Here is a 12822-nt window from a genome sequence, read left to right as displayed (position 1 = left end):
TTTACCACTAAAATGGCTGCCCTTTGGATGAATGGTTCAAGTTCCATCTTAATGCAGGCGAATTTCTCTGCAAGGAGAGAACCGGATCGATTAGGGTTCCTTTTTTCCCGCTAAGACCTTGCGAAATAGCGGCTGGGGGAATATGAAGTGACCGTTTCCGCCTGGCTGCCAGCCTTACACCTGAATTGCAAACAGCTGCGCTGCCCGGCCCGGTCAAGGAAGGCGTAGCCGTTTCCACTTGTTGTGTCCGGAAGCTGTCTTAAGTGCACAAAACCGGCTGCACTCTCCCTGAACAGGAAGGGCACAGCCGGCAGTTGTGTGAAATCAGGCCGAAGAACGTGAATCGATTCACAACCTCTGCGGCTTTAATTCTACTTGCGCGGGAGCGGGGACAGCTTTTCGGCCTGCAGGCCCATCTTCTTGAGGAGGATAATCATCTGTTCCTTCTCTTCATCGCTCAGCCCGCTGAAAGCAAGATGCAGGCGTTCCGAATATTTGGGGTACATCTCGTTCATCAGCCGTTCGCCCTCTGCGGTGAGTTCTGCAAAGATCACCCGGCGGTCGCTTGGGCAGGGCTTGCGCTGCAAATAACCGCGTTCCTCCAGCTTGTCGATTACATAAGTAACGTTGCCGCTCTGCAGCAGAAGCTTGGCGCCGATCTGCTGAATAGGCTGTGGACCCTTGTAGTAGAGGACCTCCATGACAGCAAAAGCTGTAGGATTGAAGCCTTCAATCTTGCTGCCGGTTACAGCATGCTCGTTAATGCTCTTGAAGGACTTGGCAAAAACCCGGTACAAATGCAGTGTCAGTTGAGTATCGCGTTCATAGGATTGTATCATGCTTCTCCACCTCTATTGTTAATCGTGCGGGTTTGCCCGCACGGTTTGGAATCTTGCTTCGTTGATCTATTTTTACAATACGTCAAAGAATAAATAATGAACATGTGATTTGTCACAATGAGCACACTTTTAACTATTAAAAATCAAACAATTTTTTGAGTGTGACTAAAAGTTGTGAAAATTCCGGATCTGCCCCTTATCCAGGCTCTGGAGGGAGCAGGAATCCAGCCCCCTGGCACAGTCCGGCTGCGGGTGATATGATCGGATTACCGGAATTTATCCGGCATGCTATACGAAATGCAATTATTGTTAGGAGATGGAGCAGCATGGAAGAGACGGAAGCGCCGCCGGAACTGTTGGAAGCCGGGGAGAAGATAGAGGACGTACAGGAAGCTGGAAATGAAGAGGTTGTACTGGATGCCTTCATAGAAGAAGCGGGTTATGAAGCCGGCGATAAACGGATAACCAATATCTCCTTTCAGGTAAGGCGAGGCCAGCTGCTGGGCTTAATTGGCCCCAACGGAGCGGGGAAGAGCACTACGATTAAGACACTGCTGGGACTGCTGAAGCATGCCAGAGCCCAGGTGAAGCTCGGCGGAGAGAGCAAGTCCTACGCTTACGTGCCGGAGCAGCCCGTATTCTATGAGGATCTGACGCTGTGGGAGCATCTGGATCTGGCCGCAGCAGCTTACGGCTTGTCCTATGATACCTTTGAGGCTACAGCAGAAGAGCTTCTGCTCCAGTTCGGCATGGAGCATGTGCGCAATGATCTTCCGGCAGGCTTCTCCAAAGGCATGAAGCAAAAAATGATGCTGATGCTGGGGTTTCTGGTCCAGCCTGATGTCTATATTGTGGACGAGCCGTTCATCGGGCTTGATCCGCGTGCAACCAAGGACTTCCTGCGGCTGCTGGAGGCGGAGCGGAGGCGCGGAGCCGGGGTGCTGATGTCCACGCATGTGCTGGACACAGCTGAGAAAATCTGCGACAGCTTCGTATTGATCTCCGGAGGAAGAATGACGGCTGCAGGTACGCTGGAGGACATCCGCGCCCAGGCGGGCTTGCCGGAGGGGTCGTTGTTTGATTGCTTCGACGAATTGACATGAGCAGAGGCTTATTTGCCTTTCCCGCTGCACCGAAGCTGTTCAAGCGCAGGCTGTTCTCACATTTCCGTGAGCAATCCGCGATTATCCGCACGGCTGCGGACTGGACGGTGCTGCTGTATATAATTATTCCCGGAGGCCTGCTGGGCGGGCGTTTTTATTATGGCTTCTGGAACCATGAGCTGCCTTCCTGGACGGCTGATTTGCCCTTTGCAATGATTCCGTCGCTGCTGGCTGTCCTGCTGTTGACCGGAGGGATGGTTCTGCTGCTGCAGGAAGGCGACCTGCTGTTCCTCCGGCAGAGGGAGAACTGGATCAGGAGCATTGTGCGGCGGGGAATGATCTACAGCCTCATCGTCACAGCACTGAAGACGGCAGCTGTGTATGCCGTTCTGCTGCCGTTCATTGTCCGGGGCTACAGTGTCAGCACGGGGGCGGCCTGGGCATTGCTTGTCCTGACTCTTGCCTGCAGCTGGTGCGTCAAGCTGCTGGGGCATATTGTCAAGGTTCAGCGCCAGGGCTTCCGCCGCTGGCTATGGCTGATTCCTTCGGTTACCGTGCCCTGTGCCCTCTACATCCGGGCTGCGCTGTATTGGAGGGATAGCCCGCTGCTTCTGCTGCTGGCCGCCGCCGGCTTTGCAGCTGTAACGGCCCGGGCCTTCCATTACCGGTTGCGGCTGCGCGGCACCTTCATGAGTGATGTGCGCGAAGACTACAAGCAGCGGATGAGAATCGCAGCGCTCCTGCTGCGCGGAGTGCTCGACAAACCGCGCCCTACACGGTACAAGCCGTGGATCTTCCGCAAATCTCCGCCGCTGCTGAAGTCCAGACAGCCGGAGAGCCGGTTCGCGGCGGCGGCAATCAAGGCCCTGGTGCGCAACCCTGCTCATTTGAAGCTCTATCTGCAGTTTACCGGAGTGGGGCTTGCAGCGGTATTTATAGTGCCTTCTGTGCTGAAATGGCTGGTCTTCGCGCTCCTGATCGCTCTAATGTCCTATTGGCTGTCTTCCTTCTGGCTGCTGTTTGCCGGGGATGATTATATCGGAATTCTGCCGTTCACCAAAGAGCAGAAGGCGGAGGCTGGCTCCAAGGCGCTGCCGATTATGCTGATGCCGTTTGCCGTGCTGTGCTCGGCTGTTATCTGTCTGCCGCTGTACGGATGGTTTGGGCTGGTGCTGTTTATTCCTGTTGGCGCTGTGGCCGGATACCTGGTTGCCAATATGTTCAGCGCATTCCGTTTTGCCAAATAAATATAGCCGGAGGCGGAATTCTTTCCGGGAAAAAGAAAAGCGCCGGAACTTTCTGTCTTCCGGGGAACAGCGCAATGTATTATACCTTTGAGCCACAGGGCTACGATACCGCGGCGATTACACTTGGGCCGGATGGGCCGGGTGAGCAGCCGCGCGGACCGTTATCCTTGCAGGGATTGAAGGGTAACGGCTCAACTGATCACAATCCCAAAAAAGCCAGCCTCCAATTCAAGATGGAGGCTGGCTTTTTTGAAAGATAAGAACTTATATGTTTCACGCTATAGATTAGCCTGATCTTTCTCGCTGAAACGGATACCGTCCTGTAAGGACGGCGCAGCCGTTTCCACTTGGGTCCGGGATCAAGGCGGCAGGTGTAAACAGCTGTCTCTTATTCCTGCCGCGCTCCGGCGGCATGCTTGCCGGCCGTATATCCCGTAGAGAAGGCGGCGGTAATATTGTACCCGCCGGTGTAGCCGTGAATATCAAGCACTTCGCCGCAGAAGAAAAGGCCCTGCATCAGCTTCGATTCCATCGTCCGGGGATCGACCTCCTTCAGGTTGACACCGCCTCCGGTGACAAAGGCTTCCGCCAGGGAGCGGGTGCCATGCACCTGAACCGGCATCCGCTTCAGGATTGCCGCGAGGGCCTGCAGCCCGCTTTTGGGCAGATGATGCCCGGTGGAATCGCCGTCCAGTCCCGCCTTGGCAAGCAGCAGGGGGATCAACCGTTCCGGCAGCAGCCCCTTCAGCGAGTTGCGGATGGCCTTCTTGGGTTCCGCCTCCAGCTTGTTCTGCAGCTGCTCTTCCATCTCCAGCGGATTCAAACCGGGGAAGAGGTCGATGGACAGTTCCACGGTGTCGGTTCCCGATTTCCGCTGGACCTGGCGCAGGAACTGGCTGCAGCGCAGCGCGATGGGCCCGGAGAGGCCGAAATGGGTGAAGATCATATCCCCCCGGTGGGCGATAACCCGTTTGCCTTTGGGATTCCAGACGGTGAGTGTTACATCGCGCAGGGACAAGCCCTGAAGCTCCCCTGATTGGATCCACGCCTCCCGCGACAGGATGGGTACCTCGGTGGGATACAGCTCCGTGATCGTGTGACCGGCGGCCTCAGCCCACGGGTAGCCATCACCGGTGGAGCCGGTCTGCGGGACGGATTTGCCGCCGGTGGCGATAACCACGGCGCTGGCGGCAAGCTTTTTGCCCGAGGACAGGCGAACGCCCTCCACACTGCCGTTTCTGTACAAAACCTCTGCCACCGGACTGTCCGTTATAATCTGCACCCCAAGGCTGCGCACTTTGCCGACCAGTGCCGAAACCACGCTGGAGGCTTTATCGGATACGGGGAACATCCGCCCGTTATCTTCTTCCTTCAGGGCAATGCCCAAATCCTCAAAAAATTCGATAATATCCAGGTTGTTAAAATGATCAAATGCGCTGTACAAAAAGCGCCCGTTGCCCGGAATATGGGATATCAGCTCGGAGGTTTCCTTGACGTTGGTGACGTTGCAGCGTCCGCCGCCGGAAATGCCGAGCTTGCGGCCAAGCCTGGAACCTTTATCTATCAGCAGTACCGAGGCCCCGTGCTCGGCTGCCGCCACGCCGGCCATCAGCCCTGAAGGCCCTCCTCCGATGATAATCACATCATAGTTGCTGCTCATAAATCTGCTCCTTTGCATGTTAAGGCACGGTGCAATCTGTGCACCCTAACCGAATCATACCATTATGGGACCGGCGGGGCCAGAGGCACGGACCGGCTAAGCGTTTTACATTGTCAGGACAGCGCGGGTATGCTTTAATCTAAGGAAACAGGGTAATTTGTCCAAATTGGGGAGTGATTTCAATTCTTTATGCGGTAAAGGATATTTTATTGCAAATAATGTCTGCTTGTTCCTTTCTGTTCATATTCCAGTGGTGGCTCAATCAGAGCCATATGGTCCGCAAGAACGGCAAATTTCCGGATGACCAGTCCTTTTTGATTCTCAGCTGTGCGCTGAGCATTGTCTGCTGTATGGTTCTGTCCACTACCCTGTTTGATGCGGTCTACCTGAATTTAGCTATTATACCGGCTTACATCGGTATTCTATATGCCAGCTTCCGCCCGGGAATCAGTCTGGCCGTTTTTTTTGTGCTGTGCACTGTATTATTCTCGGAGCCTCCCGGCTTCAGCAATCTGGTGCTGAATACAGGCGTGCTGATGTATCCGCTGCTGTTCGGCATGGTCAAGTCTTTCAAGAACGGTGAATTAATGGATAAAATATCCATGCTCTGTGGGGTTCTGTTTCCGAGCATGCTGTTTATCGTGCTTGTGCCCACAATGTATGGGCCCAGCCCGTATGATACGAACCCGCAGGAAATGTTTCTGGTAGCCCTCTACCTGTTTATCGCGGTTATCCTGGGCGGGAGCTTTATATATTTTATTGAAACCGCGTGGGACCGGGTGCAGATTCAAGAGCAGCTGAAGGGGATTTCCGAAAAATTCGAATGGCAATCGGAGAGGCTGCAGCAGATTACCAATGTGGTACCGGTCAGTATTATGTCACTGGACGATGAAGGCTATGTAACCGAGCTTAATGAATATATGCTTGACCTCTTCCGGCAGCATGATCCGCAAATTACAAGAGAGGCTATTGTGGGCCAGAAGGCAGAACGGCTGATCCGCAAGGATATTGATGGTCAGATCATAAAGCGCATGGCGGACAGTGCAATCCATAAGCAGCGGTACAACGAGAAGTTCTTGTATGATTCCAGGACTTATCATGTGTTCTCTGCGCCTTTGCAGCAAGAATTGGGCGGCTCGCCTGGCGGCAGAGTGCTGGTTGTTCAGGATCTGACCGAGGAAGAGAAATTCCGCAGCGAGCTGGATAATGTGGAGCGGCTGACTCTGGTCGGGCAGATGGCGGCGGGGATCACGCATGAAATCCGCAACCCCATGGCGGTGGTACGCGGATTTCTGCAGCTTATGCGGGAGAAGAGCCCGGGTGAGATGGATTCGTATTATCAGATTGTAATGGAGGAGCTTGACCGGGCCAACGGGATTATCAATGATTTTCTCTCACTTGCGCAGAGCCGTGTATCGAACAAGGAAACCATCCAGCTGCACCATATTATTGAAGAGCTGTCCCCGCTTCTTTGGGCGGACGCCAATCTCCGCGGCCAAAGCGTGGAGCTGAGATTATGTCCGTCCCTCCCGCTGCTTCAGCTCAATCCCCGGGAGATCAAGCAGCTTATCCTTAACCTGGCCCGCAATGGCATGGAAGCGATGGAGCCCAAGGGAGTGCTGCTTCTGGAGACGCGCATCAATGAGGACAAGGCGGAGCTGATTATACGGGATACGGGCAGCGGGATTCCGCAGAGTCAGCTGGATAATTTATTTGTGCCTTTTTTCACAACTAAAAGCCAGGGGACAGGCCTCGGACTGCCGCTGTGCCTAAGCATTGCCGAGCGGCATAACGGAGGAATTACGGTGGAGTCACAAGAAGGGGAGGGCACTGCTTTTACCGTTTCTTTTCCTTGCGGGCAGGAGGGCGGGGAGGAAGCCGCTGCTGCGAAGGAATAACATAAAGGCTAACCCTTCCGGGATGGCCGGAGCAGGCGTTTATGCTTGCTTTCACAGAGTATGTATGTATAATAAAGTTAGTAAATCCTGCTGCAACGTGGTGTGACAAATATTTAAGGATAAAGGAGAGTGGCAAGAATGTCCATGTCATTTAATCAATATATGAAGGATTCCATCCAGCCCATGCGCGATGACCTGACAAGCATCGGGTTTCGGGAGCTGTTGACTCCGGAAGAGGTGGAAGCAACTCTTCCCGCCTCCAAAGGAACCTCGCTTGTTGTTGTCAATTCGGTCTGCGGCTGTGCCGCCGGTCAATGCCGTCCGGGTGTAGCCCAGGCGCTGCAGAATGAGATCCTGCCGGATCACTTGTACACCGTGTTCGCCGGTCAGGAGAAGGAAGCTACCGCCAAAGCGCGTGAATACTTTGCGCCATATCCGCCCTCTTCGCCCTCCATCGCCCTGATGAAGGATGGGGAGCTTGTCCACTTCATTGAGCGTCATGCGGTCGAAGACCGTTCGGCTGCTGAAATTGCTGCTGAACTGAAGGATGTATTCAACCGTTTGTGCCAATAAAGCAGTGCGTTGTTACCGGGCCCGCAGGCCGCCGGATGCCCGGTTGTCTGCGGGATTTTTTCAAAGATAAGAATGTTATAGGCTTGCCTTGAAAATGATCTCTATCTTTCTGGGGAAACGGAAGCCGCCTCTTTCAGAGGACGGCGAAGCCGTTTCTTCTTATTTTTCGAAGGTGGAAGATGTATATAAGCTGCGAAACGGGGTGTACGCATGAGTATGCAGGAAGAGATTATTGCCGCCCTTGGGGTTAGGCCGTCCATTGATGTGGAGGCTGAGGTGCGCAAGCGGGTGGATTTTTTGAAGGCGTATGTGCTGGAAGCAGGGGCAAAAGGGCTCTTGATCGCGATCAGCGGCGGGGTGGACAGCGCGGCGGCCGCAGGTCTGTGCAAACGGGCGACGGATGAGCTTACTGCCGAGGAAGGCAAAGAGTATATCACCCTCGGTGTTTTCCAGCCGTATGGCGAGCAGGAGGATATCGGGCACAGTTATGAGGTTGCCGGGGCCTTTGATTTGACGTACAGGGTAGAGACCAACATAGAGGAAGCGGTCAACGAGATTGCCCTTGAGGTGGAGCACAGCCTGAAATCGATCGGGCAGCACCGCCATATCACCCGCCAGGGCAAAGGCAACGTGAAGGCGAGAACACGCATGGTGATGCAGTATGCGCTAGCCTTCGAGAACAATCTGCTGGTAGTGGGGACAGACCATGCCTCGGAAGCCATAACCGGCTTCTATACGAAGTGGGGCGACGGGGCGGTGGACATTGCGCCGCTGACGTCCCTGAACAAGCGTCAGGTGCGCCAGCTGGCTGCTTACCTCGGAGTGCCTGCGGATATTGTAACCAAGGTACCCACAGCAGGCTTGTGGCCGGGGCAGACGGATGAGGCGGAGCTTGGCATTACCTATGATGAGAACAGCGATTACCTGGAGGGCAAGACGGTCAGTCCCGGTGCGGCAAAAAAGCTTGAGAGCCTCTACAGGAGAACCGCGCATAAGCGCAATGTGATTCCGGGAATCTAAAGGATGGACCGTACCCGAAACCGCCGTCAGCTGCATCATCCGCGGCAGCTCCGGCGGTTCTTCGTTTACGCACAGTCCTTCAGCAGAAGGAGAGCTGTATCGTTGCTTCTGTCAGAGGGCAGGCAGGCTGGCTCCCGGATTATTTATCCAGAATACGGCTGATGAACTCCAGGGTTGCAGCGATGGCCTGCTCCAGCTGCGGAGTGGCGCCGGCAAAAGGATGAACGGTGCCGAAGGTATGATCGCCGCCCGGAATTTGCACCCAGTCAATGTCTGGCCGCAGCCGGGTCAATTGCTCTGAGCCGCGGCGCAGCCGCTCGCCATCCTCGCTTCCCTGAATCAGAACGACGGGGAAGCTTGCCTGCTTCATCCGTTCCAGGATATTGTAGCGTTCGGCCTGCTGCTCCAGGTCTTCTATAATTATTGCATCCAGCGGCATCTGCTGGCCGGTGCGCCCATTGAGCACATGGGTGCGGCCCTTTTCTCTCATTTCACGCTTCTGCTCTTCCGTGAACAAGTCCAGGTTGGTCGTTCCGTTCCAGGAGATGACTCCGGCGGCTTCATGGGGATGGTCCAGCGCATATAACAGACAATCGCCGCCTCCCCGGCTGTGTCCCAGCAGGAAGACAGGCAGACTTCCGAACTTGTGGTGCTGGCTCAAATAGGAGAGCAGAATTTCCATATCCCTGATCTCGCGCTGATAGGTGTTGCGGGCGAATTTTTCAAGCTCGGTGAAATTCTGCAAATCCTCGCCGATCCCGGCATGAGAGAAGTTAAAGCTGATGACCTCGTGCTCTTTACTGAGCGCCGCTGCGGCATACGGGAACATCCCCCAATCCTTGAAGCCCTTATAGCCGTGCGCCACGACAATAAGGCTTTTGGCTTGGCCTTGGGCCGGGAAATGTGAGCAGCGCAGGACGGCATCCCCTCCTGCAGGCAATTCGAAATTACGGGTCATAAGGAAATCTCCCTTTCTTTGATAGTAGAATATCCAATGCTGGTTTTGAGATCGAATTCATATATTGTGTTGAAGGGCTATGGCAAGCCGACTGTGCCTGAAAATGGACTTCGGCGCTTTTTTCTTTTAAGATAGCAGAAAGCTGCTGCTAAGACTATAATTTATATTATTTAAAAAAGATGTCTGATGACATTTCTAAAAAGATAAGAATTTATATGTTTCACGCTATAAAATAGCCTTATCTTTCTCGCTGAAACGGATACCTTCCTTATAAAGACGGCGCAGCCGTTTCCACTTGATACAAGGATTTGTATATTCTATAGACTTTATATAGGAGGATCATACCATTATTTACACTGCTAAAGATAGAAGGCAATTTGCGGAGCTTAACGACTGTACAGCCATGAGGGGCGTGGAATTTTGATTTACGGAATCGGGCACGATGTGCTGGAGATCAAGCGGGTTGCGGATATAGCTGAGGGTAACCAGGGCGGCAGATTTATCCGCCGGATTCTTACCGGGCAGGAGCTTGTGCTGGCCAACAGCAGAGGCGGGAATACAGCGGAGTTCATAGCAGGGCGATTTTCGGGCAAGGAAGCGGTAGTTAAGGCACTTGGATGCGGAATCGGCCATGCTGTGGGTTTTCTGGATATCGAAATTCTGCCGGATGCCCAGGGCAAGCCGGTAGCTGCACTTTCGGCAGAGGCGTGGAACCGGCTGCTGCTGCCGGAGCATGAATATACCATCCATCTTACCATTACGCACAGCCGCGATTTGGCCTCGGCGTTCGCAGTGGTGGAGCGGCTGCCCGGATATTAGGCTCTGCCCGGAAGGCAGGGTGTTGCAGTGACGGCCGCATATTTGAGGAAATGCAAAGGCTCCGTCCAGTTAAGCGGAGCGTTGATTGTATATATCGGATGTACTGAATATTTGAGCGGCAAGGAGAATAACCATGACAACACATGAACAGCAGAGCGGGACACTGCAGGAAGCCAAGTTGTTCTTCAGCCGTTTCCTGCTGGAATGGTATCAGGGCCAGAAACGGGATCTGCCCTGGCGGCGCCACCGGAATCCATATTATATCTGGATCTCGGAAATTATGCTGCAGCAGACCCGGGTAGATACAGTAATTCCTTATTTCAACCGTTTCATTGAACGTTTTCCCACGGTAGAATCGCTGGCTGATGCACCGGAAGAGGAGGTGCTGAAGTGCTGGGAGGGACTGGGCTATTATTCACGCGCCCGGAATCTGCAGCATGCAGCCAGGCAGGTGAAAGAGCATTACGGCGGACAGGTCCCGAATGACCGCGACGCCGTATTCGGCCTCAAGGGTGTCGGCCCCTATACGGCGGGGGCTATCCTCAGCATTGCCTTCAACCGTCCGGAGCCGGCGGTGGACGGCAATGTGATGCGGGTGCTGTCCCGCTATTTCCTCATCGAGGATGATATCGCCAAGGGGCCCACCCGCGTGAAGATGGAGCGCCTGGCGGCAGAGCTGATCCCTGAAGGGGAAGCCTCGCATTTCAACCAGGCGCTGATGGAGCTTGGCGCGCTCGTCTGCACGCCGAAATCACCGCGCTGCCTTCCATGCCCGGTGATGGAGCACTGCGCCGCGCGGCTGGCGGGCTGCGAGACCTCGCTGCCCGTCAAGACCAAGGCCAAGCCGCCGCGCCCGGAGGAGCGGCTGGCGGCTCTGGTGGAGGGCCGCGGCGCGCACGCGGGCCGGGTGCTCATCCGGCAGCGGCCATCCAGCGGGCTTTTGGCCCGCATGTGGGAGCTGCCGCACTGGCCCGCGCCGCCTGCCGGGGGCGGCGCGCTGGGCGCGCTGCTGCCGGAGGCCGCGGCGCTGGACCGGCTGCGCCGGTCCCTGCTTCAGGCCGGGATTCCTGCCCGGCCTGAAGCGCACTGGATGGCTGCGGAACATACGTTCAGCCATATTGTGTGGACCCTGCAGGTGTACCGCTGCAGGGAAGAGGATGTCCGCGCGCTGCCGCTGGCTGCGGAAGGGCGCACGGCGTACGCCGCCGGCGGTGCTGCGGCGCAAATATCCGGCGGCGGCCTGCCGGACTTGTTCACCGCCGGAGGCTCCTCCCCCGGATTATTCACTGGGGACGGAGGAGCGGCTGAGCCGTTTGCGGACGGAAGCGGAAATCCGGAGGATGGCGGTGCTGTGCGGTGGATCAACCGCGGGGAGATGGCGAATTACGCCTTTCCGAATGTGTTTTTGAAGCTGCTGAACAGCTATTTTGATGAAAAAGACAGCTGATTTCAAGGTGTTTACCGGAGCTGCTTCGCATATAGCTGCACAGCCTGCAGCTAAGGCAAAATAAACGGATTATTCATTGTCGGCATACTCATATATTATCGTTTTCTTCAAAAACAAAGCGGGTACCATCCTCAATTCAAGGACGGTACCCGCTTTGGCTTATTATGTGCAGCTCAGTGATGCGCTGCTGAAGCGGCACCGGGGCCGCTTTTGTTTATTTTGCGCTTTCGTAGCGTTTGCCGACTTCTTCCCAGTTGACTACATTCCAGAAGGCTTTGATGTAGTCAGGACGTTTGTTTTGGTAGTTCAGGTAATATGCATGCTCCCATACATCCAGGCCGAGGATTGGAGTGGCACCTTCGCTGATCGGGTTGTCCTGGTTCGGGGTGCTGGTAACTGCCAGCTTGCCGTCCTTAACCACCAGCCAGGCCCAGCCGCTGCCGAAACGGGTAGTTGCCGCTGCAGCGAAATCTTCTTTGAACTTGTCGAAGCCGCCAAGCTCGCTGTCAATCGCAGCTGCAAGTGCGCCTGTAGGTGCGCCGCCGCCGTCCGGTCCGATAACCTCCCAGAACAGGGTATGGTTGGCATGCCCGCCGCCATTGTTGCGGACAGCAGTGCGGATAGCTTCAGGTATTGCGTTCAGGTCGGTAAGCAGCTCTTCGATGCTCTTGTCCTGCAGTTCGGGTGCCTTTTCCAGAGCGGCGTTCAGATTCGTCACGTATGTGTTGTGGTGCCTGTCATGGTGAATCTCCATCGTCAGTGCGTCGATGTGCGGTTCGAGAGCGTTGTTCGGATAAGGAAGTGCCGGTAATTGAAATGCCATGGAAAAATCCCTCCTGAGTTTTATTGGAATTTGTATAGATAAAGAATTTTGGCGGTCTTGACGTCAAAACCCTTTATTTCCGATGAACCTTATGGGCTAAGTACCCGATAAGATACTATTATTAAACCGTATCTGGATCAAGAATGCAACACTAAACAAACATTAATGTTTAAAAAGTGTTCCGCTACGCAAATCTAACCGCAAGTGTTAACCCTTTGTTAAAATCATAAGGGGGCCGCCGGCATCAGTTTACACAGTTAATCCCCTATTTAAAAGTAATAATGTAATAATATTCTATGTAAACGCTTTAAATCAAACGCTTTCAAAAGAAAAATGGTGATATCGGCAGAAAAGTATGCTTTAATAGACTTAAAAGCAGGAATTCCTCGTTTTTTGAAGTTTAAAGAAGATATTGACTGTTTAACATTAGATTAA

12 protein-coding genes are annotated in these 12822 nt (G+C 54.4%); 8 read left to right on the top strand and 4 right to left on the bottom strand.

What is annotated here, in order from left to right:
• Positions 1-371: 371 nt before the first annotated feature.
• Positions 372-839 carry a MarR family winged helix-turn-helix transcriptional regulator gene (locus HYD27_RS27880; protein ID WP_189028719.1) on the bottom strand — a complete coding sequence of 156 codons (468 nt, stop codon included), beginning with the start codon at positions 837-839 and terminating at the stop codon, positions 372-374.
• A 374-nt stretch (positions 840-1213) separates the two neighbouring features.
• Here HYD27_RS27880 and HYD27_RS27875 point away from each other — a divergent pair, with 374 nt between their 5' ends.
• The 3 genes from HYD27_RS27875 (at position 1214) to HYD27_RS27865 (ending at position 3449) form a co-directional block, all read left to right on the top strand.
• Positions 1214-1942 (top strand): ABC transporter ATP-binding protein, encoded by a 729-nt coding sequence (locus tag HYD27_RS27875; RefSeq protein WP_375373951.1) that lies wholly within the window; start codon positions 1214-1216, stop codon positions 1940-1942.
• The gene (locus HYD27_RS27870) at positions 1921-3189 is read left to right on the top strand and encodes an ABC transporter permease (protein WP_219220796.1); all 1269 of its coding nucleotides are present in this window, start codon (positions 1921-1923) and stop codon (positions 3187-3189) included. The genes HYD27_RS27875 and HYD27_RS27870 overlap by 22 nt, the downstream gene beginning before the upstream one ends.
• A gap of 74 nt (positions 3190-3263) precedes the next feature.
• Positions 3264-3449: a hypothetical protein gene (locus HYD27_RS27865; protein ID WP_219220792.1), complete on the top strand. Its 186-nt coding sequence runs from the start codon at positions 3264-3266 to the stop codon at positions 3447-3449.
• Positions 3450-3577: 128 nt separating this feature from the next.
• On the opposite strand, the gene HYD27_RS27860 is transcribed toward HYD27_RS27865, so the two are convergent.
• Complete coding sequence (locus HYD27_RS27860) at positions 3578-4849, bottom strand: BaiN/RdsA family NAD(P)/FAD-dependent oxidoreductase (RefSeq protein WP_219220789.1); 1272 nt, start codon at positions 4847-4849, stop codon at positions 3578-3580.
• A 218-nt stretch (positions 4850-5067) separates the two neighbouring features.
• Here HYD27_RS27860 and HYD27_RS27855 point away from each other — a divergent pair, with 218 nt between their 5' ends.
• From HYD27_RS27855 to nadE, 3 genes are all read left to right on the top strand, one after another.
• Entirely contained in the window at positions 5068-6747 is a 1680-nt protein-coding gene (locus tag HYD27_RS27855; RefSeq protein ID WP_228745391.1) for a two-component system sensor histidine kinase NtrB, read from the top strand.
• Between the two features lie 138 nt (positions 6748-6885).
• Entirely contained in the window at positions 6886-7320 is a 435-nt protein-coding gene (locus HYD27_RS27850; RefSeq protein WP_219220786.1) for a BrxA/BrxB family bacilliredoxin, read from the top strand.
• 210 nt (positions 7321-7530) lie between these two features.
• Positions 7531-8340: an ammonia-dependent NAD(+) synthetase gene (gene nadE, locus HYD27_RS27845; RefSeq protein WP_219220783.1), complete on the top strand. Its 810-nt coding sequence runs from the start codon at positions 7531-7533 to the stop codon at positions 8338-8340.
• Between the two features lie 139 nt (positions 8341-8479).
• Here the strand turns inward: nadE and HYD27_RS27840 are convergent, their stop codons facing one another.
• Positions 8480-9298, bottom strand: coding sequence for an alpha/beta hydrolase family protein (locus HYD27_RS27840; protein WP_219220781.1), 819 nt, complete (start codon positions 9296-9298; stop codon positions 8480-8482).
• A gap of 420 nt (positions 9299-9718) precedes the next feature.
• On the opposite strand from HYD27_RS27840, the gene acpS reads away from it, so the two are divergent.
• Both acpS and mutY read left to right on the top strand, forming a co-directional pair.
• Positions 9719-10117, top strand: coding sequence for a holo-ACP synthase (acpS, locus tag HYD27_RS27835; RefSeq protein ID WP_219220780.1), 399 nt, complete (start codon positions 9719-9721; stop codon positions 10115-10117).
• Between the two features lie 133 nt (positions 10118-10250).
• Positions 10251-11564, top strand: a complete 1314-nt coding sequence (mutY, locus tag HYD27_RS27830; protein WP_219220778.1) for an A/G-specific adenine glycosylase — start codon at positions 10251-10253, stop codon at positions 11562-11564.
• Between the two features lie 214 nt (positions 11565-11778).
• Here mutY and HYD27_RS27825 read toward each other — a convergent pair whose 3' ends face one another.
• Positions 11779-12387, bottom strand: a complete 609-nt coding sequence (locus HYD27_RS27825) for a superoxide dismutase (protein ID WP_219220777.1) — start codon at positions 12385-12387, stop codon at positions 11779-11781.
• Positions 12388-12822: the final 435 nt, after the last annotated feature.

Source organism: Paenibacillus sp. S150 (assembly GCF_019352175.1).
Taxonomy (GTDB): domain Bacteria; phylum Bacillota; class Bacilli; order Paenibacillales; family Paenibacillaceae; genus Paenibacillus_AQ.
The sequence above is the reverse complement of the archived record's forward strand: the minus strand, read 5'-3'. Positions and strand labels throughout refer to the sequence as shown.

Bases quoted from the DNA above. Each gene is read 5' to 3' on its own strand.
- HYD27_RS27880 (WP_189028719.1), bottom strand. From the start codon at position 839: ATGATACAATCCTATGAACGCGATACTCAACTGACACTGCATTTGTAC.
- HYD27_RS27865 (WP_219220792.1), top strand. From the start codon at position 3,264: ATGTATTATACCTTTGAGCCACAGGGCTACGATACCGCGGCGATTACA.
- HYD27_RS27860 (WP_219220789.1), bottom strand. From the start codon at position 4,849: ATGAGCAGCAACTATGATGTGATTATCATCGGAGGAGGGCCTTCAGGG.
- HYD27_RS27855 (WP_228745391.1), top strand. From the start codon at position 5,068: ATGTCTGCTTGTTCCTTTCTGTTCATATTCCAGTGGTGGCTCAATCAG.
- HYD27_RS27850 (WP_219220786.1), top strand. From the start codon at position 6,886: ATGTCCATGTCATTTAATCAATATATGAAGGATTCCATCCAGCCCATG.
- nadE (WP_219220783.1), top strand. From the start codon at position 7,531: ATGAGTATGCAGGAAGAGATTATTGCCGCCCTTGGGGTTAGGCCGTCC.
- HYD27_RS27840 (WP_219220781.1), bottom strand. From the start codon at position 9,298: ATGACCCGTAATTTCGAATTGCCTGCAGGAGGGGATGCCGTCCTGCGC.
- mutY (WP_219220778.1), top strand. From the start codon at position 10,251: ATGACAACACATGAACAGCAGAGCGGGACACTGCAGGAAGCCAAGTTG.
- HYD27_RS27825 (WP_219220777.1), bottom strand. From the start codon at position 12,387: ATGGCATTTCAATTACCGGCACTTCCTTATCCGAACAACGCTCTCGAA.